The following is a 26,688-nucleotide window of genomic DNA, read 5'->3' as shown; positions in this document are numbered from 1 at the left end:
GTGGGTCGCCTGGGGCGGGTAGTTCGGTGTCGGAGGTGCGCCGTCCAGTGGCTGAGGCTTGCGACTGCGTCGCATGCGCTTCGACGACTCGGACGCGAGACGGGGCCGCGAACGGTCGCTCGTAAGACTCGCTCCGTGGTGGGTCGCCTGGGGCGGGTAGTTCGGTGTCGGAGGTGCGCCGTCCAGTGGCTGAGGCTTGCGACTGCGTCGCATGCGCTTCGACGACTCGGACGCGAGACGGGCCGCGAACGGTCGCTTGTAAGACTCGCTCCGTGGTGGTCAAGGTTGTGCGGGGCGGTTGCCGGGGGCGGTTGGTGATACGGGACCATAGTCGGGAAGAACGGTCCGGTTGTCGGTGTTGATTAATAGGCGCTGAGCCACCACAGTGCGATCGGCCAATTGATTCGAGGAGTCCAGGACGTGTCATCACCGAAGTCCCTGCCGCCGCTGGTCGAACCGGCCGCGGAGCTGACCAAGGACGAGATCGCCCGCTATAGCCGTCATTTGATCATTCCGGATCTGGGCGTCGACGGGCAGAAACGTCTGCAGAACGCCAAGGTGCTGGTGATCGGTGCTGGCGGCCTCGGCTCCCCCGCACTGCTCTACCTTGCAGCCGCCGGTGTCGGCACGCTGGGCATTGTCGAATTCGACGAGGTCGACGCCTCCAATCTGCAGCGCCAGATCATCCACGGCGAATCCGATATCGGCCGCCCGAAGGCCGATAGCGCGCGCGATTCCATCCTGGAGATCAACTCCGGCATCGATGTCCGGCTGCACAAGATCCGCCTGGAGCCGGAGAACGCCGTCGAGCTGTTCGCCGAATACGACCTGATCGTCGACGGCACCGATAACTTCGCCACCCGCTACCTGGTCAACGATGCCGCGGTGCTGGCGGGCAAGCCCTACGTCTGGGGCTCCATCTACCGCTTCGAGGGCCAGGTCTCGGTCTTCTGGGAGGACGCACCCGACGGCCGCGGCATCAACTACCGCGATCTCTACCCGGAGGCCCCGCCGCCCGGCATGGTGCCCTCCTGCGCCGAGGGTGGCGTACTCGGCGTGCTGTGCGCCTCCATCGGTTCGATCATGGTGACCGAGGCGATCAAGCTGATCACCGGCATCGGTGAGCCGCTGCTCGGCCGTCTGATGGTCTACGACGCACTGGATATGAACTACCGGACCATCAAGCTGCGCCGCGATCCGGAGCGTCAGCCGATCACCGAACTGATCGATTACGAGGCGTTCTGCGGTGTGGTCTCCGAGGAGGGGCAGGCCGCGGCCGCGGGGTCGACGATCACCGCGCGCGAACTCAAGGAGCTCATCGATGCGGGCAAGGAAATCGAGCTCATCGACGTCCGCGAACCCGTCGAATGGGACATCGTGCATATCGACGGCGCCAAACTGATCCCGAAGGATCGGTTCCTCTCCGGTGAGGCGCTCGCGGATCTGCCACAGAACCGGCCGATCGTCCTGCACTGCAAGACGGGTATCCGCTCGGCCGAGGTGCTCGCGGTGCTCAAGAGCGCGGGCTTTTCCGACGCCACGCACGTGCAGGGTGGCATCGTCGCCTGGGCCAACCAGGTGGACAAGTCACTGCCGGTGTACTGAGTCCGACCGCGCCTACCTGCTCGGCGCGGCGTCTCTGTCCGCATTGACCCCCAGCGGTACCGTACGGCCGTGACTTCTGTGGAACCCCCCGAGCACGTGCGCGCCACGTTCGGTCTGCGCGAAGTGACCCCGGTTTCCCTGGGAGACTGGGACGGCGGCTGGCGATTCGGTGATGTGGTGCTGAGCCCGGTCGCCGACCATGCCAGGGCGGCATGGTCGGCGAAGACTCGCGAAACCCTGAAGGTGGACGGTCTACGCCTGGCTCGCCCGGTGCGTGCCACCGACGGCCGCTATGTCGTATCCGGTTGGCGCGCAGACACATATCTGGAGGGTGTGCCGGAGCCGCGGCACGACGAAGTCGTCTCGGTATCGCTGCGACTGCATCAGGCCACCGCCCAACTCGAACGTCCGCGCTTCCTGGTCCAGCCGCCGACCGCGCCCTGGGTGGATGTGGATGTATTCGTGGCCGCCGACCGCGCCGCCTGGGAGGCGGTGCCGCTGCGCAGTCTGCACGCGGGCGGGACGCCGTCTGCGACCTCGCCGGACGGTCAGCGCAGTTTGGAACTCATCGGCCAATTGGCGACGCTGCGCAAACCGGTCCGAACACCTGCCCAACTGGTCCACGGGGATCTGTTCGGCACCGTTCTGTTCGCCGGAGTATTCACTCCCGGTCTTACCGACATCACGCCGTATTGGCGACCGGCGCCATGGGCCGCCGGTGTCATCGTCATCGACGCACTCGCGTGGGGTGGTGCCGACGACGGTCTGCTCGAGCGCTGGTCCGATCTCTCCGAGTGGCCGCAGATGTTGTTGCGCGCGGTCATGTTTCGGCTTGCAGTGCATGCGTTGCATCCGCGATCCACCCCGGACGCATTTCCAGGGTTGGCGCGCACCGCGGATATGGTTCGATTGATGCTATGACGACCACTGAACACTGGCAACTGTCCAGTGATCCGATTCCGGCCATGTGCCGAACCGGTTGCTCTATGCTCTGACAACCGCCATTGGATTCGGCGGTCACTTCAAGCTCTGCGGGCCGCCGAATGCTCCGTGGTTGCCCGTGCTCCGAAAATAGTTGTTCTATTTCGGAAATACCGGGCAGTTGGTTTGGGGATACCGGAATGGGACTTTTGTGGGGCCGCATTGCGGTGGTGTCCGTGCTATTTTGACGTTCGCAGCAGCGAGGTGGATGAGCGCCGCCTGCGACATGGGGTGAGGACGGCGGCAGGTGAGAATCCAACCGAGACAACAGATTCTGGATGTGTGGCGGGCGCTGGTCGATGCGTGCTGGGATGCGAAGTCCTGGCGCTGGGACGGTGTGATGCCGGCCAATTCCATCAGCGATTCCGAGCAGTTGCTCTGCCTGCTCTATCCCGCAACCGAGATCGAGACCTTCGCTCTCGACGAACCGGATCGCATGGAGGAAGACGTCGTTTCGGTCCTCGGCGGCAAGCTGGGCGATCCGAAGCAAATCGGCACCTTCATAGTGTCGCTGCTCGAGGAGTACATCGAGCACAATACGCGCGAGGACGGACAGCCGAACTTTTCGGCGGGTAGTTATCTGCGTTCCGGTGAAAAGCGCGAACCCACTGAGGAACAGCGCAAGATCGAGGTTGTCGACTCGTATTCGATGTCGCTGACCGTCTGCATGGCGGGTCTGCGTTTCCTGCGCTCCTTCGAGCGTACTGCGCGCGGGCGGCTGAAAGACCGGATCGAGGAGCTGTCCGGCCAGCTGAGCATGCGACTCACCGCCGCGATGACGGGCCTGGTCCGTAGTTTCGTCGTCAATACGGTGCGGCCGAAATCCCCTGAGGGACAGGCGATGCTCGGCATGCTGAATCAGACCGGCATGTCCGAGGATGCTCTGCTCCAGGGGGTGCGCAGCAGCTTGTCGCGGGTCAGGGCGCGACTGCGCAGCGATGTCACCCTTGGCCAGGAAGAGACGGTCAAGGAGCTCGAGGACGAGAACCTGCTGTTCGAATGCGGCTGGAGCTGGGGGATCGCGCGCGACGCCAGCCCGGTCAAGTTCGTCACCGAAAACATCGGAGGCCAAACGGGAATCGCCGATCCGCGCCCCTACCTCTACTTTACGATCGTCGCGCTGGACGGCATCAATGACCTGGTCTCGCCGCGTACCGGTGAGCTCGGCCTGCTGGACGAGACCCAGCATCGGTTGGCCCAGGCGTTGCGTACCCGCTGGGAGCTGACCCAACGCTATTGGTCCACGATCGCGCGATTCGGCTCGGGCAGTTGGCCATTGGAGGACATTCCATGGCGGACTTCCGACGGTGAGCAGTCGGACTACTTCAGTCTCATCGTGTCGGCTGTGCTGATCCAAGACCTCGTTGCCCGCACCGCTTCCGACGACGATCTGACAAGGGCGGTGGCCATTTTCGACGAGTTGGCCGGGCGTGGCCGAATCATCCGTCGAGCCGCCGGGGACGATCCCGCTGTCCAGCTGCACACACCCGGGGTGCGGCTGACGCTGCGGGGCAGTGAGTCGGTCGATAGCGGTCCGGTGCTGCAGTGGGAGGTTTCGGACTTCTCGGCGGTGCTGCTCAAGCGAATGCTGCAGGCGGCCCGGTTGTCCAACAATGTCGCGGCCCGCGACAAACTGATGGAATTGTCCAAATCGGCGATGGAGCATCTCGATCGGCGCATGCTCCGGGCGGGTGCGGCGGGGTTGTGGGACGATCCGGCGGGCGTATTCGGCGTCAATGGCGATCCGACGGTGACCGAACCTTCTTGGTATATGACCGAGCGAGTGGTCGAGTGCCTGGTGGCCGCGGATCGGACCTATCGGGAACCCCCGCCCAATTGGACCGAATTGCAGACGGTGGCGCGGGTCACCCTGAATACCGCCGAGCACCGGTTCCATCAGGAAATGCTCGGCATCAGCATCGATGACAAATCGCCCCGGCGTAAGACGCTCAACCGCGTCGAGGAACATATCGACGAGGCCAGGCAGCAGATTCGCGAGGATGCCGCGACGACGCTCGTGCATACCCTCGATGCCCTGCGCGAACTCGACGGTCTGGCGACCGGGCGCCGCGACGCGACCAGGAACGTCTGAGCACATGATCGTGTTCGCGACTTCGGATAAGGGCGGCACCGGCCGTTCGGTAACCAGCTGCAATCTGGGCTACCGCATGTGCGTCAAGGGTAAGCGAGTCGCCTATCTGGACTTCGACTTCGGTTCGCCGACCGCGGGTGCGTTGTTCGAGATCAGTGGCGCGGAGCGTGGGGTCCCCGACAATGCCGGGCTGCATTCGTATTTGCAGGGGAAAACCGGGGTCGCCACCCGAATCGACGTGCGGGACAGCACCGATCGTCACCAGCTGCGCAAATTGCGAACCAGGACGGGCAAACTGGTCCTATTGCCCGGTGATTCCGGTGGCGCGGAGTTCAAGCAGATCGACAACGGCATCGTCGCGAAATGCGCCCAGCTGCTGCTGGAGGTGGATCAGAGTTTCGATGTGTGCATCGTCGACCTCAGCGCGGGTCGCTCGGTGGCCATGGAGCTCGCACTGAAGGCGACCGCGCTACCGCAGCTCGCCGAACGGATGGTGCGCTGGTTGGTATTTCACCGGTGGACCCGCCAGCACATCATCGCGGCGCACGGATTGGTGCGCGGCGAGCATGGCTTATTGGACGGCGGCAAGAGGGTCGGGCATGATCCGGATGCGTTACTGGACCGGGTCCGATACATACGCACCGCGGTGCCGGTGCTGAACGATGAGACCGAGGGATCAGGGCCGCAGGCCGCGTGGCTGCACGAGCAGCACACCGAACTGAAGCGCCTGGCACTGACGAACAAGGTCGGCGCGAGCGCGCTGCTCGGGGAGACACCGGTTGAACCGATCCTGCAATGGCGCGAACAGCTGATTCTGGATATCGATGTGGATAGGAAAATCGCCAACAGGGCGACCGTCGAGGCTTTCGAAAAGCTAGCCGATCGCGTGCTCGATCCCGCGAGCTGGAAGCCAGTCTGAACCGACGGCTCTCGAGAACAACATCCTGGAAAGGGATTTCGAGCACAGTGGATAATGTCCCGGGCTACATCGAGGCGACCGAGCGCACGCGGGTCGCCAAGGTACCGCTGTCCCATTTATCCATCGAGGTGGGACATTTCTACATGAACGACCTCAGCAATGGCGAGGAAAGGATTCGGGCACAGTTTCGCCGGATCGTTCCGTTGGTCCGGGCCTTCACCGAGGCCGCGAAGGACGAATTCGGACCGCGGGCCAGGGTCAGCACCTGCTTTCTCATCGACGACTATTTTCGGTCCGACACCGACCCCGCCGAGATTCTGGACAAGTTGCTGCGCAACGCAGATGAGTGCGGCCTGACCATCGACTATCTCGCCCGCGAGGCGGGATGCTGGGAGGTCCCGGAAACGGGTGACAGTGCCGCGAGCACACCGCGCATCAAGTTGGCCGAGATGGTCCGGTCGCGCATCGTGGCCGAGCCGCCCGAAGGCTCGAACGGTCGCCGGCCCCCCACCGCTGAATCCGGTTGGTTGTGCAATGGTCGCCGTGCCTCCGATGATTCCGAGGGGCAAGCGTTGCACGACGAACCCTATGTGCCACCAGAGGAATTCGGTCGTCGCGAGCATTCTATTTTTCTGGATGTCCAGATGTGGAGCTCGTACGTTCGGAAGGTGAACGGGCGTGACGAGGTATCCATCAAATGGTCCTGTCCGTACCTCGCCTCGATCTGGCAATTGCTGCGCCTGGGAATGCTCCGCTTCAACGGACAGCCGGTGGTCGAACCGCAGCTGTGGCAGCCGAGCGACGGGTGGCCGACCCGGTGGTGGGAGATGCCTGCGGTGCTGCAGCTGAATCCGCGCGCGAAACCCTTTGCCGCCTACCGTTCCCTATCGCTGCTACCGCAGCGATATTTGGGTATCGAGCATGCGGTGCGGGTAATCCTGGACCATGTCCAGCTCGATGCCGAGGTGATCGAGCAGATCGTCGAGCGGGGCCTGGAAGAGGGAATCATCGTGCCGCCCAAGGTGACCGAGCGCCTCACCCATTTCCTGCTGGATGGGTCCTGAGGTGACCGAATCGAATGCGACGGCCGCACGCCGGATACGTGCGGTTCGCGCGACGCCACTCGATCGGGAGCGGCGGCGCGCGCGGGCCGTGCGATTACTCGTCCGCGCCGCCGAGGGGCAGCCGCGCATGCCGGTGCGCCCCTCCGGCCCGCTGATCGCGCTGGGGCAGATCGACACCTGTCTGCTGCCCGCCGCCACCCCGTGGTCGCGCGATGACCTGGAGGGGCTGCTCGAGCTGATGCCGGGTCGCCCGATGCTGTGGCGGGAGCGGCCGATGTCGCTGGCCGTCTCGCCGACCACCGCGGAGGGAGTGGATTGCCTACTGGCCGCTCCGGCGCACCCGAGCGTGCGCGGAATCGGGACGGTCGCGACACGTGCGGTCGTCGTCGGTGGGCGGGTGCTGCAGAGTTCGGCATGGTCCAGTGTGGTGCGGGCCGGCAACGATCAGCGCCGGAACTGGTCTCATTATCTGAGCAAGCCTGGGGTGATCGAGGTGATCTCCAAGGTCAACGCCGAGACCGGTATCCGGCTCGCCGAGGGCTTCCTGGCGGCCGGCGCCGCACCGGCTGGCACCCTCGATCTGGCGTCGATCGTCAACCGGCTGCTCGGCCGCGTCCGCATGAATCCGCATCTCGATCAGAACGTACCCCTGCAGACGGGGACCACACAGCTGCGCTGGGCGGTGCGCATCGATGCCGTGGAACAGCCGCGGGTGGCCTTCCGGTTGCAGAACGATACTGTTCGCACGGTGCTGCTCACCGTGCGCGACGAGGATGAGCTGGCGCAGGCGCAGTGGTTCTGTGAGGATCTCGCGGTGCACGACTGGCTGCTGACCGTCATAGCGGCAGCCCTGGTGCAGTCCGATCTATTCGACCCGGGCAGCGACGAGTCGGTGGCGGTGCTGGCGCCCGTACTACACCATTTGGCACATCTGTGGGTGCCCGGCGCACACACGCCCCGGCCCCTGCGGGTGCTGTGGGCGCAGTTGCAGGAAGACCCCGACTTCACCGCGGACCGACAGGGGTTGATCGACCAGGTGCGCAACCGGGTACTGGTGGCGGCCCTGGATGCGGCGCAGCGCAGGGCCGAGACCAAGGACTACTCCCCCGACTAGGGGAGGGGCGGTATCAGATACGGAACCATCGCCGCACCAGTAGTGCGAAGAACAGCGAGTTGAATACGAGCCCGCAGTAGGCCTCGACGATCAGCAGGGTGCGCCCGGCACCCTTGACGTCGTCGAGGTCACCCCGGCCCAGCGGGTTGAGGTAGTTGATCAGGCACATGTGCAGCGTCGTCGCGATCGGCAGGCTATCGGTCAGCCGCAGCACCACCGTGCCGATCAGCAGGATCGCAGCGATCCAGAAGAGCAGTCGGAACGGCCGAAAACCATAGCCGCACAACACTTCCAAGGTCCAATACGGGATTCGGCGCCAGGTCGGGGAGATCGAGCGGCGGCGGGCCTGCGCCAGCGCGAGCCCACAGCGGTCCTGTGCGTCGAAATCCTCCTCGAGCCGGTGCAGGCCCACGGCGCGTTTGAATGCCAGCGCGGCGTGTTCGGGCAGAGCCGATGCGATCAGGCTGCGGCCGAGGTCCTCGTACGTTTCGGCGAGACGCATGTTCTGAATCCGGCTCAGTCGCCGCGGGCCGCGGAATTCGAATTCGGCCGCCAGCAGTGCGGTCAGCACTGCGATCGGTGGGTGCTCCGAATCGTCGCCGTCGGCCGTGGGCCGTTCGGCCGCCGTGTAGATGTGGGCGAACACCAGACTGTCCCGGCGTTGTGGAATCTTCTTGGCCTCCTCGTAGTCGAGCAACTTTTCGACGTGGTCGTTGAAGAGGTCGAGGAGAAATTGTTCGGAAGGTCGTTCGGATTCGGGTCTGGTCCGGTCGAAGTGTTCGGCAACCTCTTGCGCATAGTAGCGGTCGGCGTGCCGGTCGATCAGTGTCGTGATCGACATAATCGCATGTGGAAGCTGTGACAGGCCGGCGTATTCGGTCATGTGCTAATTCCCCCGGGGTGCTGCCGTCGATAGCGACGTGATACCCACCATACCAATGGAATTCGACTATCAATCGGGCGCGCGGCCGCCCTTGAGCCAGCGCTTGTCGTCGGGTCCAGGGAACGGTGCGCCGAGTGGCTGGCGTTCGATGGTGTGCACCAGCACATCGCGCGGTTCGCCATCGCCGAAGTATCGTCCTTCGTGCCCGGCCCAGCGGAATCCTGAAGTCTTGTACAGGTTTACCGCGCGCTGATCGGTCGGCCGCACGGTGAGATACACCGAATCCGCCAGGGCGCTGCGGCAGCTGGATACGGCTCGTTCCAGTAACGCCCGCCCGACGCCGCGGTGTCGGTATTTCGGCGCGACCGCCAGGCCGATTACCCAACCGCGCCGCCGGGTACCGACTCCGACGAGCGCGTATCCACAGACGCTGCCGCCGACCTCCGCCACCACCCACTCCGATCCGTGTAGATCGAACAATTGGCGTAGTACGACGTACTGGTAGCACAGGTCGCCGAAGTGTTCTCGTTCGAGCTGAGCGATATCGTCGAGATCGGTCAGCCTCGCGGCCCGGAAAACCGGTTCCCCCGGCCCCTTGGAAATATCCAATGCGCAGCGCCCCCTTACGCCGCATGCCCGCTCGGCGTGATACCAACCATAGCAATGGGATTCGCGGACCGAGCCCGACTCGGGATCGAACAACGAGGCGGAACTCCGCCTGAAGTTCGCGAAAAAGCCGAATGCCGCGCCGGAGGACCTTCCCGGAGCGGCATTCGGATCTATCTGTGGCGCGGCTGCAGGCCCGCAGGGGGTGTCGGGCTCGACCGCACCGGGCCTGCCGATCGGGGGTTCCGGCCGAAAGGCAGGCGGCGCAGGCGGTTACACGTTGGCGTAGGCCAGCGAGGGGACGCGGGATACGGCGAACGAGGACCGCAGGTAGAAGAACCAGGTGACCGCGGCCATGACCAGGAACGCTCCGGTGTAGGCCCAGAATGCCGGGTTCATGCTGTGGAAGTTGATGTTGGACAAGCGAAGTGCCTGCTGGAGCAGGTAGCCGCCGGAGGCGCCGATCGCACCGATGACACCGATCGCGGCACCGGCCTGCCGCTTGGCCGAGGCCGTCGCGTCGGTGAGGTCGAGGCCGTGTTCGGAGGCGTACTTCTTGGCTTCGGCGTTGAAGATGGACGGGATCATCCGGTAGGTCGAACCATTGCCGATGCCGGTCAGGACGAACAGCAGCAGGAATGCGATCAGGTAGAGCGGGAAGCTCTTCGCCTTCAGTCCGGCCATGATCAGCACAGAGGCGACCGCCATACCGCTGAAGACATAGATGGTGATCTTGGCGCCGCCGACCTTATCGGAGATCCAGCCGCCGAACGGACGGCTGAACGAGCCGACCAGTGCGCCGAGGAAGGCGAGGTTGCCGAGTGTGGTGATCCAGCCGATTTTGGCCAGATCCGGGAAGTTGGCCTTGATCAGGGTCGGGAAGGCGAAGGAGAAGCCGATGAACGAACCGAAGGTGCCGATGTAGAGGAACGACATCACCCAGGTGTGCCTATTGGTCAGCGCCAGCCGGTAGGACTTGCCATCGGCCTTGGCCGTGCTGATGCTGTCCATGTAGCGCAGTGCCCCGACCAGGGCGACCAGGATGAACGGGATCCAGACCAGCACCGACAGCGTGATGCCGAAGCGGTAGCCCGCCGCATCCTTGGCCATGATGTGTGTGCCGAGCGTGATCAGCAGCGGCAGCACCAGCTGGGTCTGCGCGACGCCGAGATTGCCGCCGGCGGCGTTGATGCCAAGGGCCGCACCCTTTTTCCCTTCCGGGAAGAAGAACGAGATATTGGCCATCGAGGACGAGAAGTTGCCGCCGCCGAAGCCGGCCAGTGCGGCCAGGATCATAAACACCCACATGGGGGTGCCCGGGTGGTTGACGAAGTAGGCCAGGCCCAGCGTCGGGATGAGCAGCATGGCCGCACTGAATGCCGTGAACGCGCGCCCGCCGAACTTCGGAATGGCAAAGGTGTACGGAATGCGCAGTGCCGCACCGACAAGCGTCGGAGTGGAGGTCAGCAGCAGGGCGTTGCTGACCGCGGTCGGGTTGCCCTTGCCGAGTCCGGCGAGGAAGTCGAATCCCGCCAGGCCCATGCTGGTCACCACGGTGCCCCAGATGACCCATACGCTGAAGCCGAGATTCTCGGCGAAGACGGAGAAGATCAGGTTCTTGCGAGCGGTGAGTTTGCCGCCCGATTCCCAGAATTCGGTGTTGTCGGGCTCCCAGTGCTCCAACCAGCGCCCCTTTGTCTGGTGTGTGAATGCGGGGGTGTCCGACTGCTGGCCGGTGGCAGCTACTGCGGCGGTCATCGGCTTCCTCTCGATCTGGCTCGGTGGGTTGCCGAGCTACGGTCGAGACAAAGGTAGGAGCCGGTTGTTGCGGGAGAATGGCGCTCGATGACGTTCGCGGCAAATCCGACTCACACACCGGGACGTCGCTCGGTGACCAGTTGGTTACCTGGTGATCGGCGGGATCTTTCGGTCATCCGACCAGGATTTTACCGGTCCGGATACTCCGCGATGAGCGAGCCGAGGAAGCAGCGCGCGGCCTGGGCAGCTTGCTCCGGATTGCCATCGATGACGGCCTGTACCAGTTCAATGTGCTCGGCATCGTAGGCGTCGTCGGATTTTGCGGTCCGGGCCCGGATCCCCTGCTCGATAATTGGCAGCAGCGAATCGTAGAACTCCAGATATACCGCGTTGTGACTGGCGACGACGATCGCGCGGTGCAATTCCACATCGGCCTCGATGGCCGCGAGATTGTCCACGTCCCAACGCTGTTGGCTGCGTTCCTCCAGCAGCCGTTGCAGATTCGCGATATCGCCCTCGTCCCGGCGGCGCGCGGCCAGTGCGGCGGCATTGGTGTCCAGTGCCATGCGCAGCTCGAGGACATCGCGTTCCTCCGCATCGGCGAAGTACTTCGCGAGCGTGCCACCGACCTCCGAGGCGGCGATGACATAGGTGCCCGACCCTTGGCGACGTTCCAGCATCCCGGCATGGACGAGGGCCTGAACCGCCTCGCGAACCGTGTTTCGACCGGTTCCGGTGAGCTCGGTGAGCTCCGGTTCGGTGGGGATGCGGGAGCCGATCGGCCAACGGCCGGAGCGAATTTCGGCACGCAGCTGCTCGGTTACCTGGGCAATGAGGCTGGTCCGCCGGACGGGTTGCACGTGCAACAGAGTACCGTCCATCACAAATCCTCGCCTCCCATCATCGGGTCATCCTATGATTTTGCAGTGACTGCGACTCTCTCGGAAACTACGACCCGCCCGGAATACGCCCGGGTCGAGCGGCGTAAACGTGCGCTGACGGAAGGGCGAGCGCTGGTACTCGCCGCCATTGTGATGTCCGCGCTCACCCTCCGGGTCGCCGTCACCGCATTCTCTCCGCTCGCCGAGCGCATCGGCGCCGATATCGGGTACTCGACGGCCGTCGTCGGTGTCTTCGGCATGATCCCGACCCTGATGTTCGCGGTTTCGGGTCTGCTCACCCCGCTGTTCGTGCGCAGACTCGGGCTGGAGCGCACCGCACTGGTCGCGATGTTGCTGGCCGGATTCGGCATGCTGGTCCGGGCTCTGGTCGGCGGCACCGCCGAACTGCTGATCTTCTCCGGGCTGGCCCTCGGCGGCATGGGCATCGGCAATGTGGTGATCCCGCCACTGGTCAAGCGGTACTTTTCGGACCGGCTCGCGGTGGTCAGCTCGCTGTACATCACCATGGTCCAGCTCGGCACCGTGGTGCCCGCGCTGATCGCGGTGCCCGTTGCCGAGGCGCATGGCTGGCGGATCTCGCTGGGGCTGTGGGCAGTGCTCGGCTTCGCGGCCGCACTGCCGTGGATCGGTGTGCTGCGGGACCGTCGGGGCCACGATCGAGTCGACAGCACCGCTGTGCAGACGCGGACGCGCGAGCCCAAGGGCAAGGTGTGGCGTTCGCCGGTGGCCTGGGGCATGGCGGGCATGTTCGGTATGACCTCGTTGACCACCTACTCGATATTCACCTGGCTGCCGAAGATCCTGTCCGAAGCTGGTGCGAGCGCCGGGTACGGCGGGACCATGGTGGGCCTGTTCGCGCTGGTCGGTCTGGTGTCGGCATTCACCGCACCGACGATCGTCGCGCGGTTCCTTAACCCCTTCCCCTTCGTAGTCGGTTGCGCCGTCTTCTTTTTCACCGCGTTCGCCGGACTGCTGATCGCGCCGATGACCGCGACCCTGCTGTGGGTCGTCCTGCTCGGACTCGGTCCCAGCACCTTCCCGATGGCGCTGACGCTGATCAATATGCGCACCAGGACCCCGCAGGGCTCGGCCGCCCTGTCGGGTTTCACCCAGGGCGTCGGATACGCGGTGGCCTGCGTCGGTCCGGTGCTGTTCGGCATGCTGCACAGCGCGACCGACGGCTGGGCCGCGCCGTTCGCGATGCTCGTCGTCGCGGTGCTGGTGCTGCTCGCCGGTGCCTGGCTGGCATGCAAACCGCGCATGCTCGAAGACACCTGGAAATAACGGCGCGCGGATAACGCGGTTCGAGTTGCGAGGTGGGGTGGCGGCACGCATGCTATGCGCGTCACACCTCACCGGCCGCTGATTGACAAGTCGGCGCTTTGTGACGTGCGGAAACCGCTGTGTCACGCGCCCGAAACATTTTGTTGAAACTCACCCGGGGTCCCCGGTAATCGTGAGCAACCGTTGATTTGACGGTCATTCTGGGCAGCATTTCGGCAATACCCGTTTCCTACCGTGGGGCTAACCGATTTTGGGAGGCCCCTGTTGAGCACGCTGACGCGTAACCACAACATCGAGCATTGGGATGCCGAAGACGTCGCGGCCTGGGACGCCGGTGGCAAGGACATTGCCAAGCGCAATCTGATCTGGTCTGTTTTCGCAGAGCATGTCGGATTCTCGGTGTGGTCCATCTGGTCGGTCATGGTGCTGTTCATGCCCACCGATAAGTTCGGCATCGATCCGGCGGGCAAGTTCTTCCTCGTCGCCATGCCGACCCTGGTGGGTGCGGTGCTGCGGATTCCGTACACCGTCGCCACGGCGCGTTTCGGCGGCCGAAACTGGACCATTTTCAGTGCGCTGCTGCTGCTCGTTCCGACGCTGCTCACGCTGTACTTCATCAACCAGCCGGGCACCTCGTATACGACCTTCCTGATCGTCGCGGCCTTCGCCGGATTCGGTGGCGGCAACTTCGCCTCCTCGATGACCAATATCAATGCCTTCTACCCGCAGCGGTTGAAGGGCTGGGCGCTCGGCCTGAACGCGGGCGGCGGAAATATCGGCGTACCCGTCATCCAGTTGGTCGGCCTGCTGGTCATCGCCACCCTCGGCAATGGCTACGCTTCGGTGATCTGCGCGTTCTACCTGGTACTCGTCGCGCTGGCAGGTGTCGGCGCCGCGCTGTACATGGACAACCTGCGCAACCAGAAGGCTGATCTGTCCTACATGATCACCGCGCTCAGGGTGCCGCAGTCGTGGGCGATCGCCTTCCTCTATATCGGCACCTTCGGTTCGTTCATCGGCTACAGCTTCGCCTTCGGTCAGGTGCTGCAGATCAGCTTCAAGGCCGGTGGTGACACCGTCGCGCAGGCCGCACTGCACGCCGCGCAGATCGCGTTCATCGGTCCGCTGCTCGGTTCACTGGCTCGCCCGTACGGCGGCAAGTTGGCCGATCGGATCGGCGGCAGCCGGGTCAGCATGTACACCTTCGCCGCGATGACCGCCGCCGCGGTGTTGGTGGCCGTGGCGAGCGCCGCCGGTGACCGCAGCGGCGGCGTGCCGAGCGGTGCCGCGATGGTCGCGCTGGTGGTCGGATTCATCGCACTGTTCGTCGTATCGGGCATCGGCAACGGGGCGGTCACCAAGATCATCCCGTCGGTCTTCGACGCCAAATCCAAGAGCCTGAACGCGAGTCCGGGCGACCGCGCCGCATGGTCGCAGAACACCTCCGGCGCGCTCATCGGTTTCGTCGGCGCGATCGGTGCGCTCGGCGGCGTCGGAATCAACCTGATGCTGCGCTCCTCATACGCCGCAACCAAATCCGCGACCACCGCGTTCTGGGTCTTTATGGCCTTCTACGTGGCCTGCGCCGCAGTCACCTATGTGGTGTTCCTGCGCCGCCCGCGCATCGCGATCGACTCCGAGGTCGTCGTAGAGGCCGAGGCACTCGTGCTCGAAGCCGAATCCGTCGGCACCACATCCCAGTCCACCAGCCCGTCGGCCCGAGCCTGACGCCGAACCATCAACGGAGGACAGTCATGAACTCGACAGTCGACCCCACCCTGCGCAAGACCGCCGTGGTCGTCGGCCACGGCATGGTCGGGCACCGATTCGTGGAGGCGCTGCGGTCCCGGGACGAGGCCGGTCAGTGGCAGGTGGTCATCCTCAGTGAGGAAAAGCTGCCCGCCTACGACCGCGTCGGACTCTCGTCCTACGTCGGCAACTGGGAAGCCAGCGCGCTCGCCCTGCCCGGCAACGAGTACGCCGGTGACGACCTGGTCGAGCTGCGGCTCGGTCAGGCCGCGCAGACCATCGACCGGGAGGCCCGCAAGGTCACCACGTCGGCGGGCGACACCATCGCCTACGACGCGCTGGTGCTGGCGACCGGCTCGTACCCCTTTGTGCCGCCGGTGCCCGGCCACGATCAGCCGGAATGCTTCGTCTACCGGACCATTGAAGACCTCGACGGCATCCGCGTGGCCGCCGCCGCGGCCGGACCCGGTGCGGTCGGCGTGGTCGTCGGTGGTGGTCTGCTCGGGCTGGAGGCGGCCAATGCGCTGCGGCTGCTCGGCATGACACCGCATGTGGTCGAGTTCAATGCCCGCCTGATGCCCGCCCAGGTCGACGAGGGCGGCGGCGCCATCCTGGAGAAGCTGGTCACCGACCTCGGACTGCATGTGCACACCGGTGTCGGCACCGCATCGATCGAAGCCGATCCGGCCGCGGAAACGGCTGAGCGCCTGACGATTACGCTCTCCGACGAGTCGGTGATCAGGGCCGGACTCGTGGTCTTCTCCGCCGGTGTCCGCCCGCGCGACCAGATCGCCCGCGACAGCGGCATCGAGGTCGGTCCGCGCGGCGGCATCATTACCGATCTGGGTCTGCGGACCTCGGATCCGAATATCTACGCGATCGGCGAATGCGCCGCGGTGGAAGGCGTTTGCTACGGCCTGGTCGCTCCGGGCTACACCACCGCCGAGATCGTCGCGGACCGATTGCTCGGTGGCGCTGGTGAATTCCCTGGCGCGGATATGTCGACCAAGCTGAAGCTGCTCGGTGTCGACGTGGCCAGCTTCGGTGACGCGCACGGCAGCACTGATGGCGCGCTATCGGTGGTGCTGCACGATGCCGCAAAGGGCACCTACGCGAAACTCGTTGTCTCCGATGACGCGCAGACCCTCCTCGGCGGCATTCTGGTCGGCGATGCGACCGCGTACTCGGCGCTGCGTCCGCTGGTCGGGCGTCCGCTGCCCGCCGAACCTGCCGCGCTGATCTCCCCGGCGGGTGCCGAGCTCGGGGCCGATTCGCTGCCCGACGACGCCCAGATCTGCTCCTGCAATAACGTTTCCAAGGGCGCGATCTGCGGGGCCATCGAAGAGGGCGCCTGCGATATCCCGGGCATCAAGAAGTGCACGTCCGCGGGTACCTCCTGCGGTGGCTGCGTGCCCATGCTCAAGAAGCTGCTCGAGCAGTCCGGTGTGGAGATGTCCAAGGCGCTGTGCGAGCACTTCTCGCAGTCGCGCGCCGAGCTGTTCCAGATCGTCCAGGTCACCGGCATTCGCACCTTCTCCGCCCTGATCGCCAAGCACGGCAAGGGCACCGGCTGCGATATCTGCAAGCCGACGGTCGCCTCCATCCTGGCCTCGACCTCGAGCGAGCACATCCTCGACGGCGAACAGGCCGCGCTGCAGGACACCAATGACCACTTCCTGGCGAATATGCAGAAGAACGGCACCTATTCGGTGGTGCCGCGGATGCCCGGCGGTGAGGTCACCGCGGATCAGCTGATCACCATCGGCCAGATCGCCAAGGAATTCGACCTCTATGTCAAGGTCACCGGCGGTCAGCGGATCGACCTGTTCGGCGCGCGGGTCGAACAGCTGCCGCTGATCTGGAAGCGGCTGGTGGATGTGGGCATGGAGTCCGGCCACGCCTACGGCAAATCGCTGCGCACCGTGAAGAGCTGCGTCGGTTCCACCTGGTGCCGCTACGGCCAGCAGGATTCGGTCGGCATGGCGGTACTGCTGGAGAAGCGCTACCGCGGCCTGCGCTCGCCGCACAAGCTGAAGTTGGCCGTCTCGGGCTGCGCCAGGGAATGCGCCGAGGCCCGTGGCAAGGACGTCGGCGTCATCGCGACCGAGCACGGCTGGAACCTGTACGTCGGCGGCAACGGCGGTCTGACCCCGAAGCATGCGGTACTGCTCGCCGGTGATCTCGATGACGCGACGCTGATCAAGTACATCGACCGGTACCTGATGTTCTACGTGCGCACCGCCGACCGGCTGCAGCGCACCGCGCCGTGGCAGGAATCGCTCGAGGGCGGTATCGACTACCTGAAGCAGGTCATCTGCGAGGACAGTCTCGGCATCGCCGACGATCTGGAGGCGGCCATGGCCCAGCATGTCGCTGGCTACCGCGACGAATGGGCCGCGGTGCTCGACGACGAGCAGAAGTTGTCGCGCTTCGTGTCCTTTGTCAATGCCCCCGAAGCGGCCGATCCGACCATTTCGTTCGATGAGAGCGGGGAACGGAAGGTGCCCGTCTTGTTGGGCATGCCGGACGTCCCGGTCGCCACACGCGGGCAATAGCCGCTTAACCCCGAAGAAACAGGGCGCCGGTACCAATGGGTAAGGCGTTTGGAGGATGACACCGATGACCGTGATGGACACCCCCGGCATAGCCGCAGCTACCACTGTGCTTACCCACCCCGTCGGCTCCGCCGACTTGCCATCCCCCTCGGGTTGGACGCAGGCGTGCCGACTCGACTACCTGATCCCCGGCCGCGGCGTCGCGGTATTGCTGAAAGGCGGCCGTCAGGCCGCGCTGTTCCTGCTGACCGACGGCACCCTGTACGCCGTCGGCAATATCGATCCGATCGGCCGGGCGGCGGTCATGTCGCGCGGGATCGTCGGCGATCGCGGCGGGCTCCCCGTCGTCGCGTCGCCGCTGCTGAAGCAGGCCTTCTCGCTGTTGGACGGGCGCTGCCTGGACGACGATTCGGCAGCGCTGCCGGTTTACGCGGTGCGCGTCGACGACGGCATCGTTTCGGTATCCAATGAGCCGGTCGCCGCCGGACTCGACGCCATGGACGGTGGATCGGCATGACAACAATCGATACGGGCGCCTGTCTGGCCGGATTCACGGTCGGCGTCACCGCGGCCAGGCGGGCCGACGAGTTCGCTACGCTGCTCGTTCGACGGGGTGCCGGTATTGTCGCGGCCCCCGCGATCCGGATCATTCCGCTGGCCGATGACAACGAGCTGGAGCGGGTGACCCGCGAGATCGTCGCCGATCCACCGCAACTGGTGGTCGCCACCACCGGCATCGGCTTCCGCGGTTGGATGGAAGCGGCCGAGGGCTGGGGCATCGCCGAGGATCTGCGCACGACGCTGGGCGCGACCAGGATGCTGGCGCGCGGACCGAAGGCCAAGGGCGCCATCCGCGCCGCCGAACTGCGCGAGGAGTGGTCTCCGGCCTCGGAATCCTCCGCGGAGGTGCTCGACCATCTGCTCGCCGAGGGCGTGGAGGGCGTGCGGATCGCGGTCCAATTGCACGGCGCGACAACGGAATGGGAGCCGGTACCGGACTTCTGTGAGGTATTGCGCTGCGCGGGTGCGGATGTCGTTCCTGTCCCGGTGTATCGCTGGGTGCCGCCGGATGATCAGGGTCCGATGGACCAGCTCATCGAGGCCATCGTCACCTCCAGCCTGGACTGTGTGACCTTCACCAGTGCGCCCGCCGTCGCGTCGATGCTGATGCGCGCCAAGGAAACCGGGCTGCTCGAGAGTGTGCTGCACAGCCTGCGCGGCCGGGTGCTGCCCGCCTGCGTCGGACCGATCACCGCGGCACCGCTGGAGGAACTCGGCGTGCCGACCTCGATGCCGGGACGCGCCCGGCTCGGTGCGCTGGCCCGGCACGTCGCCGAGGAATTGCCGCGGCGCGCCAATCGCATTCAGGCCGCCGGACATACGATCAGCGTGCGCGGTGCCTGCGTGGTGGTCGACGGTTCGGTGCGTCAGCTCGCACCGGCGCCGATGGCGCTGATGCGGTCGCTGGCACGGCAGCCCGGCCGGGTCGTCTCCCGGGAGGACCTGCTCGCGGCGCTGCCCGGCGGCGGTGACGACACCCATGCCGTGGAGACCGCGATCGCGCGGCTGCGCGCGGGGCTGGGTACGCCGAAAGCCATTCAGACCGTGGTCAAACGGGGCTACCGACTCGCGCTGGACGCCGCGGAATGCGCCGACGACTTCCCGCGCACCGTGGCTACCGAACCTCCGCGGGTCGCCGGTATCGCAACCCCGGCGCGTGCGCCGAGGTACGCCCAGACGGCGGGGAGCTGGTGACGGCTCCGGCCCTGGTCTTGGTCGCACACGGCACCAGGAGTACCAGGGGTGTGCAGATGATCGCCGCGCTCGCCGAGGCGGTGACAAGGGAGCTCAGAGGGATGGCAGCCGGCGGGGTGGGGGAGCACGGCGCCGCGATTTCGGGCGGCGGCGAGGCTTGCGCCGGTACGGCTCCGGTCGGCGAACATCGCGCCGTCGTCCGCGGGGCGGAGACCGACGAGAAGCCTTGGGTGCGTACCGCTTTCGTGGATGTGCTCGGTCCATCGCCAGCCGAGGTGCTGCGCGATCTGACCGATGCCGAGGGGGAATCGGTTCCCGCCGTGGTGGTTCCGGCATTTCTCGCCTCCGGATATCACGTCTATCAGGATGTGCCGCGCGAGGTGGCGGAGAGCGGTCATCCCGGGGTCGCCGTCACGCCCGCGATGGGACCGGATCCGGCCCTGGCCCGCATTATGGCCATGCGGCTGCGTGCCGCCGGATGGCGGCCGGGTGATGCGGTGGTCTTCGCGGCGGCCGGATCATCGGATACCCGTGCGCGCCAAGCTGTTCGGCGCGCGGCGGCCATGCTGGCCGAACATCTCGGTGCGCCGGTTCGCATCGGCTATGTCGCCACCGGAGCCCCGCGGGTGCCGGAAGTTGTCGCTGAACTTCGTGAGTCGGGTGCGCAGCGCGTCTTTATCGCGTCGTATCTGCTGGCCCACGGCTTGTTCCAGCAGCGCCTGCATGAGGCTGGAGCCGATGGTGTTGCCGAGCCGATCGGTGTGCACCCGGCTGTCGTCCGTCTGATCGCCGACCGCTACCGCATCGCCGCCCGAGAACTGATGCGGGCCAACGCTTTACCTGTGGAAGTCAGAGGGGCGTAGCGCATAGGCGAGGCAATTGACATCGATTACGTCGGTTTCGTCCAGGTCGTCGTACTCGATGAGCCAGCCGTCTGCACCCACCACACATAGTGAGCCGTCCGCGAGCTGACACAGCGTGACGCTATTGGTGGGAGCCAGTTCCAGTTTGCGTCCGGTGTCTTCGTGGAAGGCGTTGAGCAATGTCTTTACGGCGCGTGAGATTTCGTTTGCGTGGGACTGGATCTCATTCATCTGCGTTGTGCCCCAACGAGTTCGGGAGATCTGCCGCGCGCAGCAGCGCGGTCCAGTAGTCATTGCGCACCACGTCCCAGAGGTCGTCGTGCGCGGGCAGCAACTCGCGCGCGTCGGCCAGATCCGGATTCACGTCGAACAGGATTGTTCCGGGCTGCACCTCCGGAAGTGGCGTGCGCGACGGAAGCCGGTGCGCGATGAACGACTCGCGGGGGAACTGCACCCGCAGCACGCGCGCCGAACTACTGACCAGCTGCCAGACCGCAACCTTGTCCCCATCTCGAGTGCGGGTGGTGCGCAACATATCTCGCCGCATCACAGCACCTCCCTGCTGGCACGCCCGATGCCGGGGGAATCGACACCCCGGCACCGGGACGACTCGGCGGGCGTGATCTGCGCTGCCCACTCGTGAATCGCATGGGCGAACAACTCGACCACTTCGGCCGACGCACCGACGTAGCTGGTGGGCGGACCGATGAATGGATCTCGTTGGGGAAGATCATGTTTCGGCATCTGCCGACCTCCCGGACCTTGATGGTTGTAGGTTTGCGCCCGGGCCCGAGCAAACCTGGATATCTTCGGGGCGGAAGTGGACTGCTCGAGGGGCGAGGTGGCCGTCCTCCCTGCTGGGCGCACACTCAGCAGACCACCGAGCAAGCAGCCCGGAGCGCCCGTTCTGAAATTTCGTGGGAAGTTCCGTAAAGAGCCTGCGCGGATTACACATATTCGCGATGCTGCTTCAAATTGAAACGTCACAGAAGGGGAGATGGGTATGGGTGAAACGCGCGAACCGCAGTCTTTGCCGAAGCGTCAGCTCGGCCAGTACCTTCGAGAGGCCCGCGAGGAGCAGGGTATGAGCCTTGCCAAGGCAGCCGAGCACATCAACCGCTCGGCCCCGACCTTGCTGCGGATCGAGAAGGGGATTACGAAAAAGCTTCAGCCGCTGGAGATCGAGGCGCTCTGCCAGTTGTATCAGTTCAACGAGGAAAAGACCGATGCAATGAAAGGGCTTGCTATGCAAGCCAATTCGAAGAACTGGTGGCATGAGTACGAGGACGCGGTCCGGGCAAGCTTTGTCATGTACTTCGGGTTGGAGGCCGCTGCCCAAGAGATCGCTTCGTACCAACCTGACATGATCCCTGGCCTGTTGCAGACACCTGACTATGCCCGCGCGCTCATGCGGAGCGCGTTTCCGCTCGAGGCGGCCGAGGAGATCGAGCGTCGCGTCCAGCTGAAGATGCGGCGGCAGCGCCTCATTACGCGCAAGGTTAACCCGATTACGTTCGGGGTCATCATTCACGAAGGCGCGATTCGCCGTGTCGTAGGCAGTGGCAAAGTGATGGATCCCCAACTGCGTCACGTCGCAGATATGAGCACCCGGCCCAACATCACCGTGCGGGTACTTCCCTTCACGGCGGGCATCCCGCTCGGCGTTTCTCTCGGGTCCTTTGTCGTCTTGAGGTTTGGCGAGGACGCACGCACTGTGGTGTACGCCGAGACGTTCGCCGGGGATTTGTACATGGAGAAGTCCGCCAGCCTGCGGCGGTACGCTGAGGCGTACGAGGCCATGGAGCGAGCCGCGCTGGATGAGGCCAGCAGCAGGAGCCTGCTCCGGCGGGTAGCAAAGGAGCATTTGAGGTGAACATCGATCTATCCGGTGCCAGGTGGTTCAAGAGCAGCCGCAGCGGGGCGAATGCGGAATGCGTGGAGATTGCGTTCCTCGATGGCGGTATTGTCGGTGTTCGCGACTCCAAGAACCCGACGGGTCCGGCGCTTGTGTTCACCTCTGGCGAATGGTCGGCCTTCACCGCTGGTGTGAACGATGGTGAGTTCGAGCACCGCTGACCCGACAGGAATTCCTGGCGTGAATGTTGATGTGTCTGGGGCGAAGTGGTTCAAGAGCAGCCGCAGCGGTGGAGGCAAGGACTGCATCGAAGTCGCCTTCATCGAGGGGCACGTAGGTGTTCGTGATTCGAAGAACCCCGGCGGCCCGGCGCTCGTCTTCACGCCGTCCGAATGGGATGCGTTCACCGCTGGCGTGAGTGGTGGCGAATTCGAGCGCCCCTAACGCAATTCGAGAGATGCGCCCCGCCTGAGCCAGTGCTCGGGCGGGGCGTCCCTTTGCTCTGGACTTACGGTGTCCGTTCCGTGGGAACGTTGCGGGCGCTCGCGTTGGCGAGCTGTGGTTCGCCGACTAGGTCCGGGCGGACCGAGTTCCGACTGTCCGGAGAGGGTGGCCGCTTCCGTGGCCCGATCACGAATCGGTTCCTCTGCCCCAACTGCCGCAAACAGCGTGCTGCACAGACTGTTTCGGATCGGTGAGACGGTGCGGGTTGCTGCCATCGCGGTTCATCACCCAGAATTCCTGGAACTCGGCTCCCTGGTCGGACGCTGGATCAGGGGTGAATCGGGTGTAGACGATTTTCGTGCCGTCCGGCGAGAACGACGGGTAGGCCGCGTCGTCGTTGAGCAGTCGGATGTTGTGACCATCGACATCCACCACGTAGATCCCGGACCGGCCATTGTGAGCGCGATAGCTGGTGAAGACGATCCCGGCTCCGTCCGGGGTGAAGACCGGCGCGAGATTGGTATTCGGATCGTCCGGCAGCAGCGGCCGTGCACCGGTTCCGTCGGATGCCATCACCCAGATGACTCCGGAGGAGGGGGCGAACAGGATCTTGGAACCGTCCGGTGAGAATGCGGGACGATCCGTCGATCCGTCGACGTCAGGGTTCGCGACCGGGAAGTACGGGGCTGGAAGGGGGATGGGGCCGTAAGGGGTGTCGATGCTGGTGACGGGGCCGGTCGGTTCGGGGTCGGGGTTTAGTTGCTTCGGCTCGCCGCCATCGGCATTCATCACGTAGACGATATGACCACGCGTGAACGCGATCTTGGTGCCGTCGGGGGAGAACGCGGGGTAGGTGGACGCACCGTGGGTGAGTTTCCTGACATTGCTGCCGTCGGGATCCATGACCGCGATCGTGTACCCGCCGACGACGATTTTCGAGCCATCGGGGGCGAAGCTCGGACAGGCGCCGTAACTGATGCGGGTGACCCCGGTCCCGTCGGCATTCATCACGAAGATCGAGTTCCGGTCACCAGCGAATACGATCTTGCCCGGAGACGGCGACCGGTCGAGATCCGCACCGCAGCCGATGGCCAGCCCCGACACGGCAACGGTGACGGCGACGGCCCGCACCAATCGGCTTCGTGTCCCGACCATGCCGATCACTTTGCTGGTCCGCTGAGCGATATCGGCCCACCGCGTGGGCCTGAGATGACTGCTCGACATATCGAGCATCGTCCCCGGACCCGGCCTGCATGCCTTACCGGTCCTGGGAATCCCGTCGGCGCCCGCGTCGCCGCCGACACGCGCCCTGGCCTGACCTCCCAAACAAGCTGTCACTACCTCGCACAACCTCTACCGTCTGCGAGGTCGTCATCTGCTATGCGATCTGCTCGAGCCGGTGCGGCAGAATGGTCCAGACTCGGCCACGGCCGGAGTCAGTGCTCGGGCGGGGCATTCCCTCTACCGCCCGAGAGTTGGCTCGTGCACGTGCTATTCGATTGCGAACCGATAAGCCGTAGCACGGTGTAGCAAAAATGCCACACTGAATTCATGTCTCAGCCTGAGCGGGTTTCGGTGCGTGAACTGCGCAATCACGTCAGTGAGGTGCTGCGGCGAGTCGAGGCGGGTGAGACCCTCGAAGTCACCGTCAACGAGCGTCCGGTCGCCCTCTTGGTGCCTCGCCGCGAGCATCCGGCCACTGTGGCGACGCGGGCATTCTTCGCAGATCTGCCGCTCGCCGATCCAGGTCTGCGTGATCAGCTTGCGGATGAGTCGACCGAGACCACGGACGACACCGCAGGTCTGTGGCGGTGAGCGAGCACATGAGCATCGGCCTGCTCGACAATCCGGTATTTATCGCGCGCGAAAGTAACCGCCGCGTCGACATCGACCTGCTTCCGGAGGAATCGGCAGTCAGCGTGGTCACCTTCGCTGAGTTGCGGTGGGGTGTGCTGATGTCCGTCGATGACGAGTCCCGTTCCCGCAGGCTGGATACCTTGACAACTGCGCAACGCTTGCAACCGATTCCGATCGATGAGCGTGTGGCGGCGGCGTGGGCGCTGCTGCGACAGCGGCTCGAGGCGGCAGGGACGAAGATGGAGATCAACGATTCGTGGATTGCCGCGACTGCGATGGCACACGGATGGCCGGTCGTGACTCAGGACATCGGATTTCCTTCTGTCGTGCCGGGGCGGACTGTCATTCAGGTGTAGCGTGGCCGCCCCGGGGTCTGCTTACGCGGATCGGTGTGGAGTGCGGGTGAAGGAGGCGCGGTAGGCGCTCGGGGGGAGGCCCACGTGGCGGATCATGTGTTGGCGCAGGGATTCTGCGGAGCCGATGCCGCTGTGGCGGGCGACCTGGTCCATGGGCAGGGTGGTGGATTCCAGGAGTTCGCGGGCGCGCTGAATGCGTTGGTGCAGTAGCCATTTCTGCGGGCTGAGGCCGGTTTCCTCGTGGAAGCGGCGGGTGAGGGTGCGCACGCTGGTGCGGGCGTGGGTGGCCAGATCGTCCAGGGATAGGGGAGTGTCGAGGCGTTCCAGGGCCCAGGTGCGGGTGGCCGCGAGTGACAGGCCGTTTTCGGGCGGCAGTGGCGAGTCGACGAATTGGGCTTGGCCGCCGGGGCGTACCGGTGTCACCACTGCGGCGCGGGCGGCGGCATTGGCGACCGTCGCACCGTAGTCGGTGCGAATCAGGTGCAGGCACAGGTCGATTCCGGCGGCGGCACCGGCGGCGGTGGTCACCGGGCCGTCCTCGATGAACAGGGCGTCGGAACGCACGGTCACGTCCGGGAACATCGCGGCGAGTTCATCGGCCAGACCCCAGTGCGTGGTGGCGGTGCGTCCGGACAACAGCCCGGCCTGCGCCAATACGAATGCGCCGCTGCAGATCGAGGTGACGCGCTTGCCTTGTTCGACGGCTTTGCGCAGTGCCGCGATGGTGGCCGCATCGGCGGTGCCGCGACTGCCGGTGCTCGGCACGATGACGGTATCCGCCTCGTCGAGCGCATCCAGTCCGCGTGGCACCACGACATCGAAGCCGCCCAGCGCACCGGGAACCACGCCGGGTTCGGCGGTGCAGACAACCATCCGATAACACGGCTCACCGTCCACCGTCACCGTGCCGAGCATGGTTCCGGGCATGGCGAGTTCGAAGGGCTTCACCGGCGCGACGGCGACAACGGCCACGGTCTTCATGGCTGGATCCTTGGGATAGATGGCTAACCGGCCACTAGTCTAGCGCTCCCGCTCCCGGCAATGTTGATGGCACGCGATCGGCAACCGACTCCGAAGTCTTCGCCGATTGTGTGAATTGTCTTGTCTCAGAAGGGAAGTCGCATGCCTTCGCATGTCATCATCGGCCGGGGCGGCACCGCCTCGGCAACCGCCGTCCGGTTGGCCGAATCCGGTGACCGGGTGCGGATGATCAGCCGCAGCGGCGCGGGTCCGGAGCATCCGGATATCGAGCGCATCGCGGCCGATGCCGTCGACGCGGCCGCGCTCGCCGACCTCGCCAAGGGTGCCGAGACCGTCATCAATGCCGCCATGCCCGCGTATCACACCTGGCCGGAGACGGTGCCGCCGCTGTTCGGCGCCATACTGTCGGCCGCCGAGCAGACCGGTGCGAACTACGTGATGCTCGGCAACCTGTACGGCTATGGCCCGGTGGACGGAGTGGTCACCGATCACTCGCCCTTGGCCGCTACCGGACACAAAGGACTGGTGCGCGCCCGGATGTGGCTCGAGGCCAAGGCGGCACACGATGCGGGTCGGGTGCGGGTCACCGAGGTCAGGGCCGGTCAGTTCCTCGGCGCCGGTGCCACTTCGGTGTTCTCGCTGCTCGTGCAGCCAAAAGTGATCGCGGGCCAACTCGCTCTGGTCCCGCAGAACCTGGACCTGCCGCACGCCTACACCGCGGTCGGCGATGCCGCCGACGCCCTGGTGGCGGTCACGCACAGCGAAAACGCCTGGGGCCGTGCCTGGCTCGCCCCGACCATCACCAGCACCCTGCGCGAAGCCGCCGAACGCTTCGCCGCCGCGGCCGCGGCCCCGAGTCCGCACCTGGCGGAGATGTCCGACCGCGAACTGACCCTGCTCGGCCTCACCGATCCGTTCTGGGTCGAGTTGTTCGAGACCTATCACATGTCGCACCGGAAGTTCACCGTTGACGATGCAGGGATCCGGGAGACGTTCGGGGTCACCGCGAGCGACCTCGACACGGTCTTCGCGGAGGTGGTTTCGGCGTGACGGTGGGCGCACGAT

At 65.3% G+C, this 26,688-nt stretch carries 27 protein-coding genes; 18 read left to right on the top strand and 9 right to left on the bottom strand.

What is annotated here, in order from left to right:
• The first annotated feature begins 420 nt into the window (after positions 1 to 420).
• The 6 genes from moeZ to ACWEO2_RS34155 all read left to right on the top strand — a co-directional run bounded on the left by moeZ (position 421) and on the right by ACWEO2_RS34155 (position 7,775).
• Complete coding sequence (gene moeZ, locus ACWEO2_RS34180) at positions 421 to 1,605, top strand: adenylyltransferase/sulfurtransferase MoeZ (RefSeq protein WP_452409125.1); 1,185 nt, start codon at positions 421 to 423, stop codon at positions 1,603 to 1,605.
• Positions 1,606 to 1,674: 69 nt separating this feature from the next.
• Positions 1,675 to 2,526: a TIGR02569 family protein gene (locus ACWEO2_RS34175; protein WP_452409124.1), complete on the top strand. Its 852-nt coding sequence runs from the start codon at positions 1,675 to 1,677 to the stop codon at positions 2,524 to 2,526.
• A gap of 307 nt (positions 2,527 to 2,833) precedes the next feature.
• Positions 2,834 to 4,678: an SCO2524 family protein gene (locus ACWEO2_RS34170; protein WP_452409123.1), complete on the top strand. Its 1,845-nt coding sequence runs from the start codon at positions 2,834 to 2,836 to the stop codon at positions 4,676 to 4,678.
• 4 nt (positions 4,679 to 4,682) lie between these two features.
• Entirely contained in the window at positions 4,683 to 5,597 is a 915-nt protein-coding gene (locus ACWEO2_RS34165) for an SCO2523 family variant P-loop protein (RefSeq protein ID WP_452409122.1), read from the top strand.
• Between the two features lie 47 nt (positions 5,598 to 5,644).
• The gene (locus tag ACWEO2_RS34160) at positions 5,645 to 6,661 is read left to right on the top strand and encodes an SCO2522 family protein (protein ID WP_452409121.1); all 1,017 of its coding nucleotides are present in this window, start codon (positions 5,645 to 5,647) and stop codon (positions 6,659 to 6,661) included.
• A 1-nt stretch (position 6,662) separates the two neighbouring features.
• Positions 6,663 to 7,775 carry an SCO2521 family protein gene (locus tag ACWEO2_RS34155; RefSeq protein WP_452409120.1) on the top strand — a complete coding sequence of 371 codons (1,113 nt, stop codon included), beginning with the start codon at positions 6,663 to 6,665 and terminating at the stop codon, positions 7,773 to 7,775.
• A gap of 13 nt (positions 7,776 to 7,788) precedes the next feature.
• Here the strand turns inward: ACWEO2_RS34155 and ACWEO2_RS34150 are convergent, their stop codons facing one another.
• From ACWEO2_RS34150 to ACWEO2_RS34135, 4 genes are all read right to left on the bottom strand, one after another.
• Positions 7,789 to 8,658 carry a hypothetical protein gene (locus ACWEO2_RS34150; protein WP_452409119.1) on the bottom strand — a complete coding sequence of 290 codons (870 nt, stop codon included), beginning with the start codon at positions 8,656 to 8,658 and terminating at the stop codon, positions 7,789 to 7,791.
• A gap of 69 nt (positions 8,659 to 8,727) precedes the next feature.
• Positions 8,728 to 9,267 (bottom strand): GNAT family N-acetyltransferase, encoded by a 540-nt coding sequence (locus ACWEO2_RS34145; RefSeq protein ID WP_452409118.1) that lies wholly within the window; start codon positions 9,265 to 9,267, stop codon positions 8,728 to 8,730.
• A 270-nt stretch (positions 9,268 to 9,537) separates the two neighbouring features.
• On the bottom strand, positions 9,538 to 11,022 hold the full coding sequence (locus ACWEO2_RS34140; protein WP_452409117.1) for an MFS transporter: 1,485 nt from the start codon (positions 11,020 to 11,022) through the stop codon (positions 9,538 to 9,540).
• 188 nt (positions 11,023 to 11,210) lie between these two features.
• The gene (locus tag ACWEO2_RS34135) at positions 11,211 to 11,882 is read right to left on the bottom strand and encodes a FadR/GntR family transcriptional regulator (protein ID WP_452409130.1); all 672 of its coding nucleotides are present in this window, start codon (positions 11,880 to 11,882) and stop codon (positions 11,211 to 11,213) included.
• Between the two features lie 66 nt (positions 11,883 to 11,948).
• Here ACWEO2_RS34135 and ACWEO2_RS34130 point away from each other — a divergent pair, with 66 nt between their 5' ends.
• From ACWEO2_RS34130 to ACWEO2_RS34105, 6 genes are all read left to right on the top strand, one after another.
• Entirely contained in the window at positions 11,949 to 13,208 is a 1,260-nt protein-coding gene (locus ACWEO2_RS34130; RefSeq protein WP_452409116.1) for an MFS transporter, read from the top strand.
• Between the two features lie 261 nt (positions 13,209 to 13,469).
• Positions 13,470 to 14,936 (top strand): nitrate/nitrite transporter, encoded by a 1,467-nt coding sequence (locus ACWEO2_RS34125; RefSeq protein ID WP_452409129.1) that lies wholly within the window; start codon positions 13,470 to 13,472, stop codon positions 14,934 to 14,936.
• Positions 14,937 to 14,962: 26 nt separating this feature from the next.
• Positions 14,963 to 17,512 carry a nitrite reductase large subunit NirB gene (nirB, locus tag ACWEO2_RS34120; RefSeq protein WP_452409115.1) on the top strand — a complete coding sequence of 850 codons (2,550 nt, stop codon included), beginning with the start codon at positions 14,963 to 14,965 and terminating at the stop codon, positions 17,510 to 17,512.
• A 64-nt stretch (positions 17,513 to 17,576) separates the two neighbouring features.
• Complete coding sequence (nirD, locus tag ACWEO2_RS34115; protein WP_452409114.1) at positions 17,577 to 18,029, top strand: nitrite reductase small subunit NirD; 453 nt, start codon at positions 17,577 to 17,579, stop codon at positions 18,027 to 18,029.
• Positions 18,026 to 19,267: a uroporphyrinogen-III synthase gene (locus ACWEO2_RS34110; RefSeq protein ID WP_452409113.1), complete on the top strand. Its 1,242-nt coding sequence runs from the start codon at positions 18,026 to 18,028 to the stop codon at positions 19,265 to 19,267. The genes nirD and ACWEO2_RS34110 overlap by 4 nt, the downstream gene beginning before the upstream one ends.
• Positions 19,264 to 20,130, top strand: a complete 867-nt coding sequence (locus ACWEO2_RS34105; RefSeq protein ID WP_452409112.1) for a sirohydrochlorin chelatase — start codon at positions 19,264 to 19,266, stop codon at positions 20,128 to 20,130. The genes ACWEO2_RS34110 and ACWEO2_RS34105 overlap by 4 nt, the downstream gene beginning before the upstream one ends.
• Here the strand turns inward: ACWEO2_RS34105 and ACWEO2_RS34100 are convergent.
• The 3 genes from ACWEO2_RS34100 to ACWEO2_RS34090 are packed head-to-tail and all read right to left on the bottom strand — an operon-like array spanning position 20,104 to position 20,874.
• Positions 20,104 to 20,361 (bottom strand): hypothetical protein, encoded by a 258-nt coding sequence (locus ACWEO2_RS34100; protein WP_452409111.1) that lies wholly within the window; start codon positions 20,359 to 20,361, stop codon positions 20,104 to 20,106. The two genes, ACWEO2_RS34105 and ACWEO2_RS34100, sit on opposite strands and share 27 nt — an antisense overlap.
• Complete coding sequence (locus tag ACWEO2_RS34095; protein ID WP_452409110.1) at positions 20,354 to 20,677, bottom strand: hypothetical protein; 324 nt, start codon at positions 20,675 to 20,677, stop codon at positions 20,354 to 20,356. Before ACWEO2_RS34095 ends, ACWEO2_RS34100 begins: the two co-directional genes overlap by 8 nt.
• Positions 20,677 to 20,874: a hypothetical protein gene (locus ACWEO2_RS34090; RefSeq protein ID WP_452409109.1), complete on the bottom strand. Its 198-nt coding sequence runs from the start codon at positions 20,872 to 20,874 to the stop codon at positions 20,677 to 20,679. The genes ACWEO2_RS34095 and ACWEO2_RS34090 overlap by 1 nt, the downstream gene beginning before the upstream one ends.
• 259 nt (positions 20,875 to 21,133) lie before the next feature.
• Here ACWEO2_RS34090 and ACWEO2_RS34085 point away from each other — a divergent pair, with 259 nt between their 5' ends.
• Genes ACWEO2_RS34085 through ACWEO2_RS34075 form a run of 3 tightly spaced genes read left to right on the top strand, consistent with a single transcriptional unit; the run spans position 21,134 to position 22,429 of the window.
• The gene (locus ACWEO2_RS34085) at positions 21,134 to 22,003 is read left to right on the top strand and encodes a helix-turn-helix domain-containing protein (RefSeq protein ID WP_452409108.1); all 870 of its coding nucleotides are present in this window, start codon (positions 21,134 to 21,136) and stop codon (positions 22,001 to 22,003) included.
• Positions 22,000 to 22,206 (top strand): DUF397 domain-containing protein, encoded by a 207-nt coding sequence (locus tag ACWEO2_RS34080; protein WP_452409107.1) that lies wholly within the window; start codon positions 22,000 to 22,002, stop codon positions 22,204 to 22,206. The genes ACWEO2_RS34085 and ACWEO2_RS34080 overlap by 4 nt, the downstream gene beginning before the upstream one ends.
• A gap of 19 nt (positions 22,207 to 22,225) precedes the next feature.
• Positions 22,226 to 22,429 carry a DUF397 domain-containing protein gene (locus ACWEO2_RS34075; RefSeq protein ID WP_452409106.1) on the top strand — a complete coding sequence of 68 codons (204 nt, stop codon included), beginning with the start codon at positions 22,226 to 22,228 and terminating at the stop codon, positions 22,427 to 22,429.
• A gap of 186 nt (positions 22,430 to 22,615) precedes the next feature.
• On the opposite strand, the gene ACWEO2_RS34070 is transcribed toward ACWEO2_RS34075, so the two are convergent.
• Positions 22,616 to 23,584 (bottom strand): TolB family protein, encoded by a 969-nt coding sequence (locus tag ACWEO2_RS34070; RefSeq protein ID WP_452409105.1) that lies wholly within the window; start codon positions 23,582 to 23,584, stop codon positions 22,616 to 22,618.
• 396 nt (positions 23,585 to 23,980) lie between these two features.
• On the opposite strand from ACWEO2_RS34070, the gene ACWEO2_RS34065 reads away from it, so the two are divergent.
• On the top strand, positions 23,981 to 24,244 hold the full coding sequence (locus ACWEO2_RS34065; RefSeq protein WP_452409104.1) for a type II toxin-antitoxin system Phd/YefM family antitoxin: 264 nt from the start codon (positions 23,981 to 23,983) through the stop codon (positions 24,242 to 24,244).
• On the top strand, positions 24,241 to 24,642 hold the full coding sequence (locus tag ACWEO2_RS34060; RefSeq protein ID WP_452409103.1) for a PIN domain-containing protein: 402 nt from the start codon (positions 24,241 to 24,243) through the stop codon (positions 24,640 to 24,642). The genes ACWEO2_RS34065 and ACWEO2_RS34060 overlap by 4 nt, the downstream gene beginning before the upstream one ends.
• A gap of 21 nt (positions 24,643 to 24,663) precedes the next feature.
• Here ACWEO2_RS34060 and ACWEO2_RS34055 read toward each other — a convergent pair whose 3' ends face one another.
• Positions 24,664 to 25,623 carry a GlxA family transcriptional regulator gene (locus tag ACWEO2_RS34055; protein WP_452409102.1) on the bottom strand — a complete coding sequence of 320 codons (960 nt, stop codon included), beginning with the start codon at positions 25,621 to 25,623 and terminating at the stop codon, positions 24,664 to 24,666.
• Positions 25,624 to 25,764: 141 nt separating this feature from the next.
• Between ACWEO2_RS34055 and ACWEO2_RS34050 the strand changes: the two genes are divergently transcribed.
• On the top strand, positions 25,765 to 26,673 hold the full coding sequence (locus ACWEO2_RS34050) for an NAD-dependent epimerase (protein WP_452409101.1): 909 nt from the start codon (positions 25,765 to 25,767) through the stop codon (positions 26,671 to 26,673).
• The last annotated feature ends 15 nt before the right edge of the window (positions 26,674 to 26,688 follow it).

The organism is Nocardia sp. NPDC004278, from assembly GCF_053602975.1.
Note: the sequence above shows the minus strand (reverse complement) of the source record. Positions and strands in the feature narration are given on the sequence as shown.

Bases quoted from the DNA above. Each gene is read 5' to 3' on its own strand.
- ACWEO2_RS34085 (WP_452409108.1), top strand. From the start codon at position 21,134: ATGGGTGAAACGCGCGAACCGCAGTCTTTGCCGAAGCGTCAGCTCGGC.
- nirB (WP_452409115.1), top strand. From the start codon at position 14,963: ATGAACTCGACAGTCGACCCCACCCTGCGCAAGACCGCCGTGGTCGTC.
- ACWEO2_RS34165 (WP_452409122.1), top strand. From the start codon at position 4,683: ATGATCGTGTTCGCGACTTCGGATAAGGGCGGCACCGGCCGTTCGGTA.
- ACWEO2_RS34140 (WP_452409117.1), bottom strand. From the start codon at position 11,022: ATGACCGCCGCAGTAGCTGCCACCGGCCAGCAGTCGGACACCCCCGCA.
- ACWEO2_RS34070 (WP_452409105.1), bottom strand. From the start codon at position 23,584: ATGGTCGGGACACGAAGCCGATTGGTGCGGGCCGTCGCCGTCACCGTT.
- ACWEO2_RS34055 (WP_452409102.1), bottom strand. From the start codon at position 25,623: ATGAAGACCGTGGCCGTTGTCGCCGTCGCGCCGGTGAAGCCCTTCGAA.
- ACWEO2_RS34050 (WP_452409101.1), top strand. From the start codon at position 25,765: ATGCCTTCGCATGTCATCATCGGCCGGGGCGGCACCGCCTCGGCAACC.
- nirD (WP_452409114.1), top strand. From the start codon at position 17,577: ATGACCGTGATGGACACCCCCGGCATAGCCGCAGCTACCACTGTGCTT.
- ACWEO2_RS34100 (WP_452409111.1), bottom strand. From the start codon at position 20,361: ATGAATGAGATCCAGTCCCACGCAAACGAAATCTCACGCGCCGTAAAG.
- ACWEO2_RS34065 (WP_452409104.1), top strand. From the start codon at position 23,981: ATGTCTCAGCCTGAGCGGGTTTCGGTGCGTGAACTGCGCAATCACGTC.
- ACWEO2_RS34095 (WP_452409110.1), bottom strand. From the start codon at position 20,677: ATGCGGCGAGATATGTTGCGCACCACCCGCACTCGAGATGGGGACAAG.
- ACWEO2_RS34090 (WP_452409109.1), bottom strand. From the start codon at position 20,874: ATGCCGAAACATGATCTTCCCCAACGAGATCCATTCATCGGTCCGCCC.
- ACWEO2_RS34150 (WP_452409119.1), bottom strand. From the start codon at position 8,658: ATGACCGAATACGCCGGCCTGTCACAGCTTCCACATGCGATTATGTCG.
- ACWEO2_RS34110 (WP_452409113.1), top strand. From the start codon at position 18,026: ATGACAACAATCGATACGGGCGCCTGTCTGGCCGGATTCACGGTCGGC.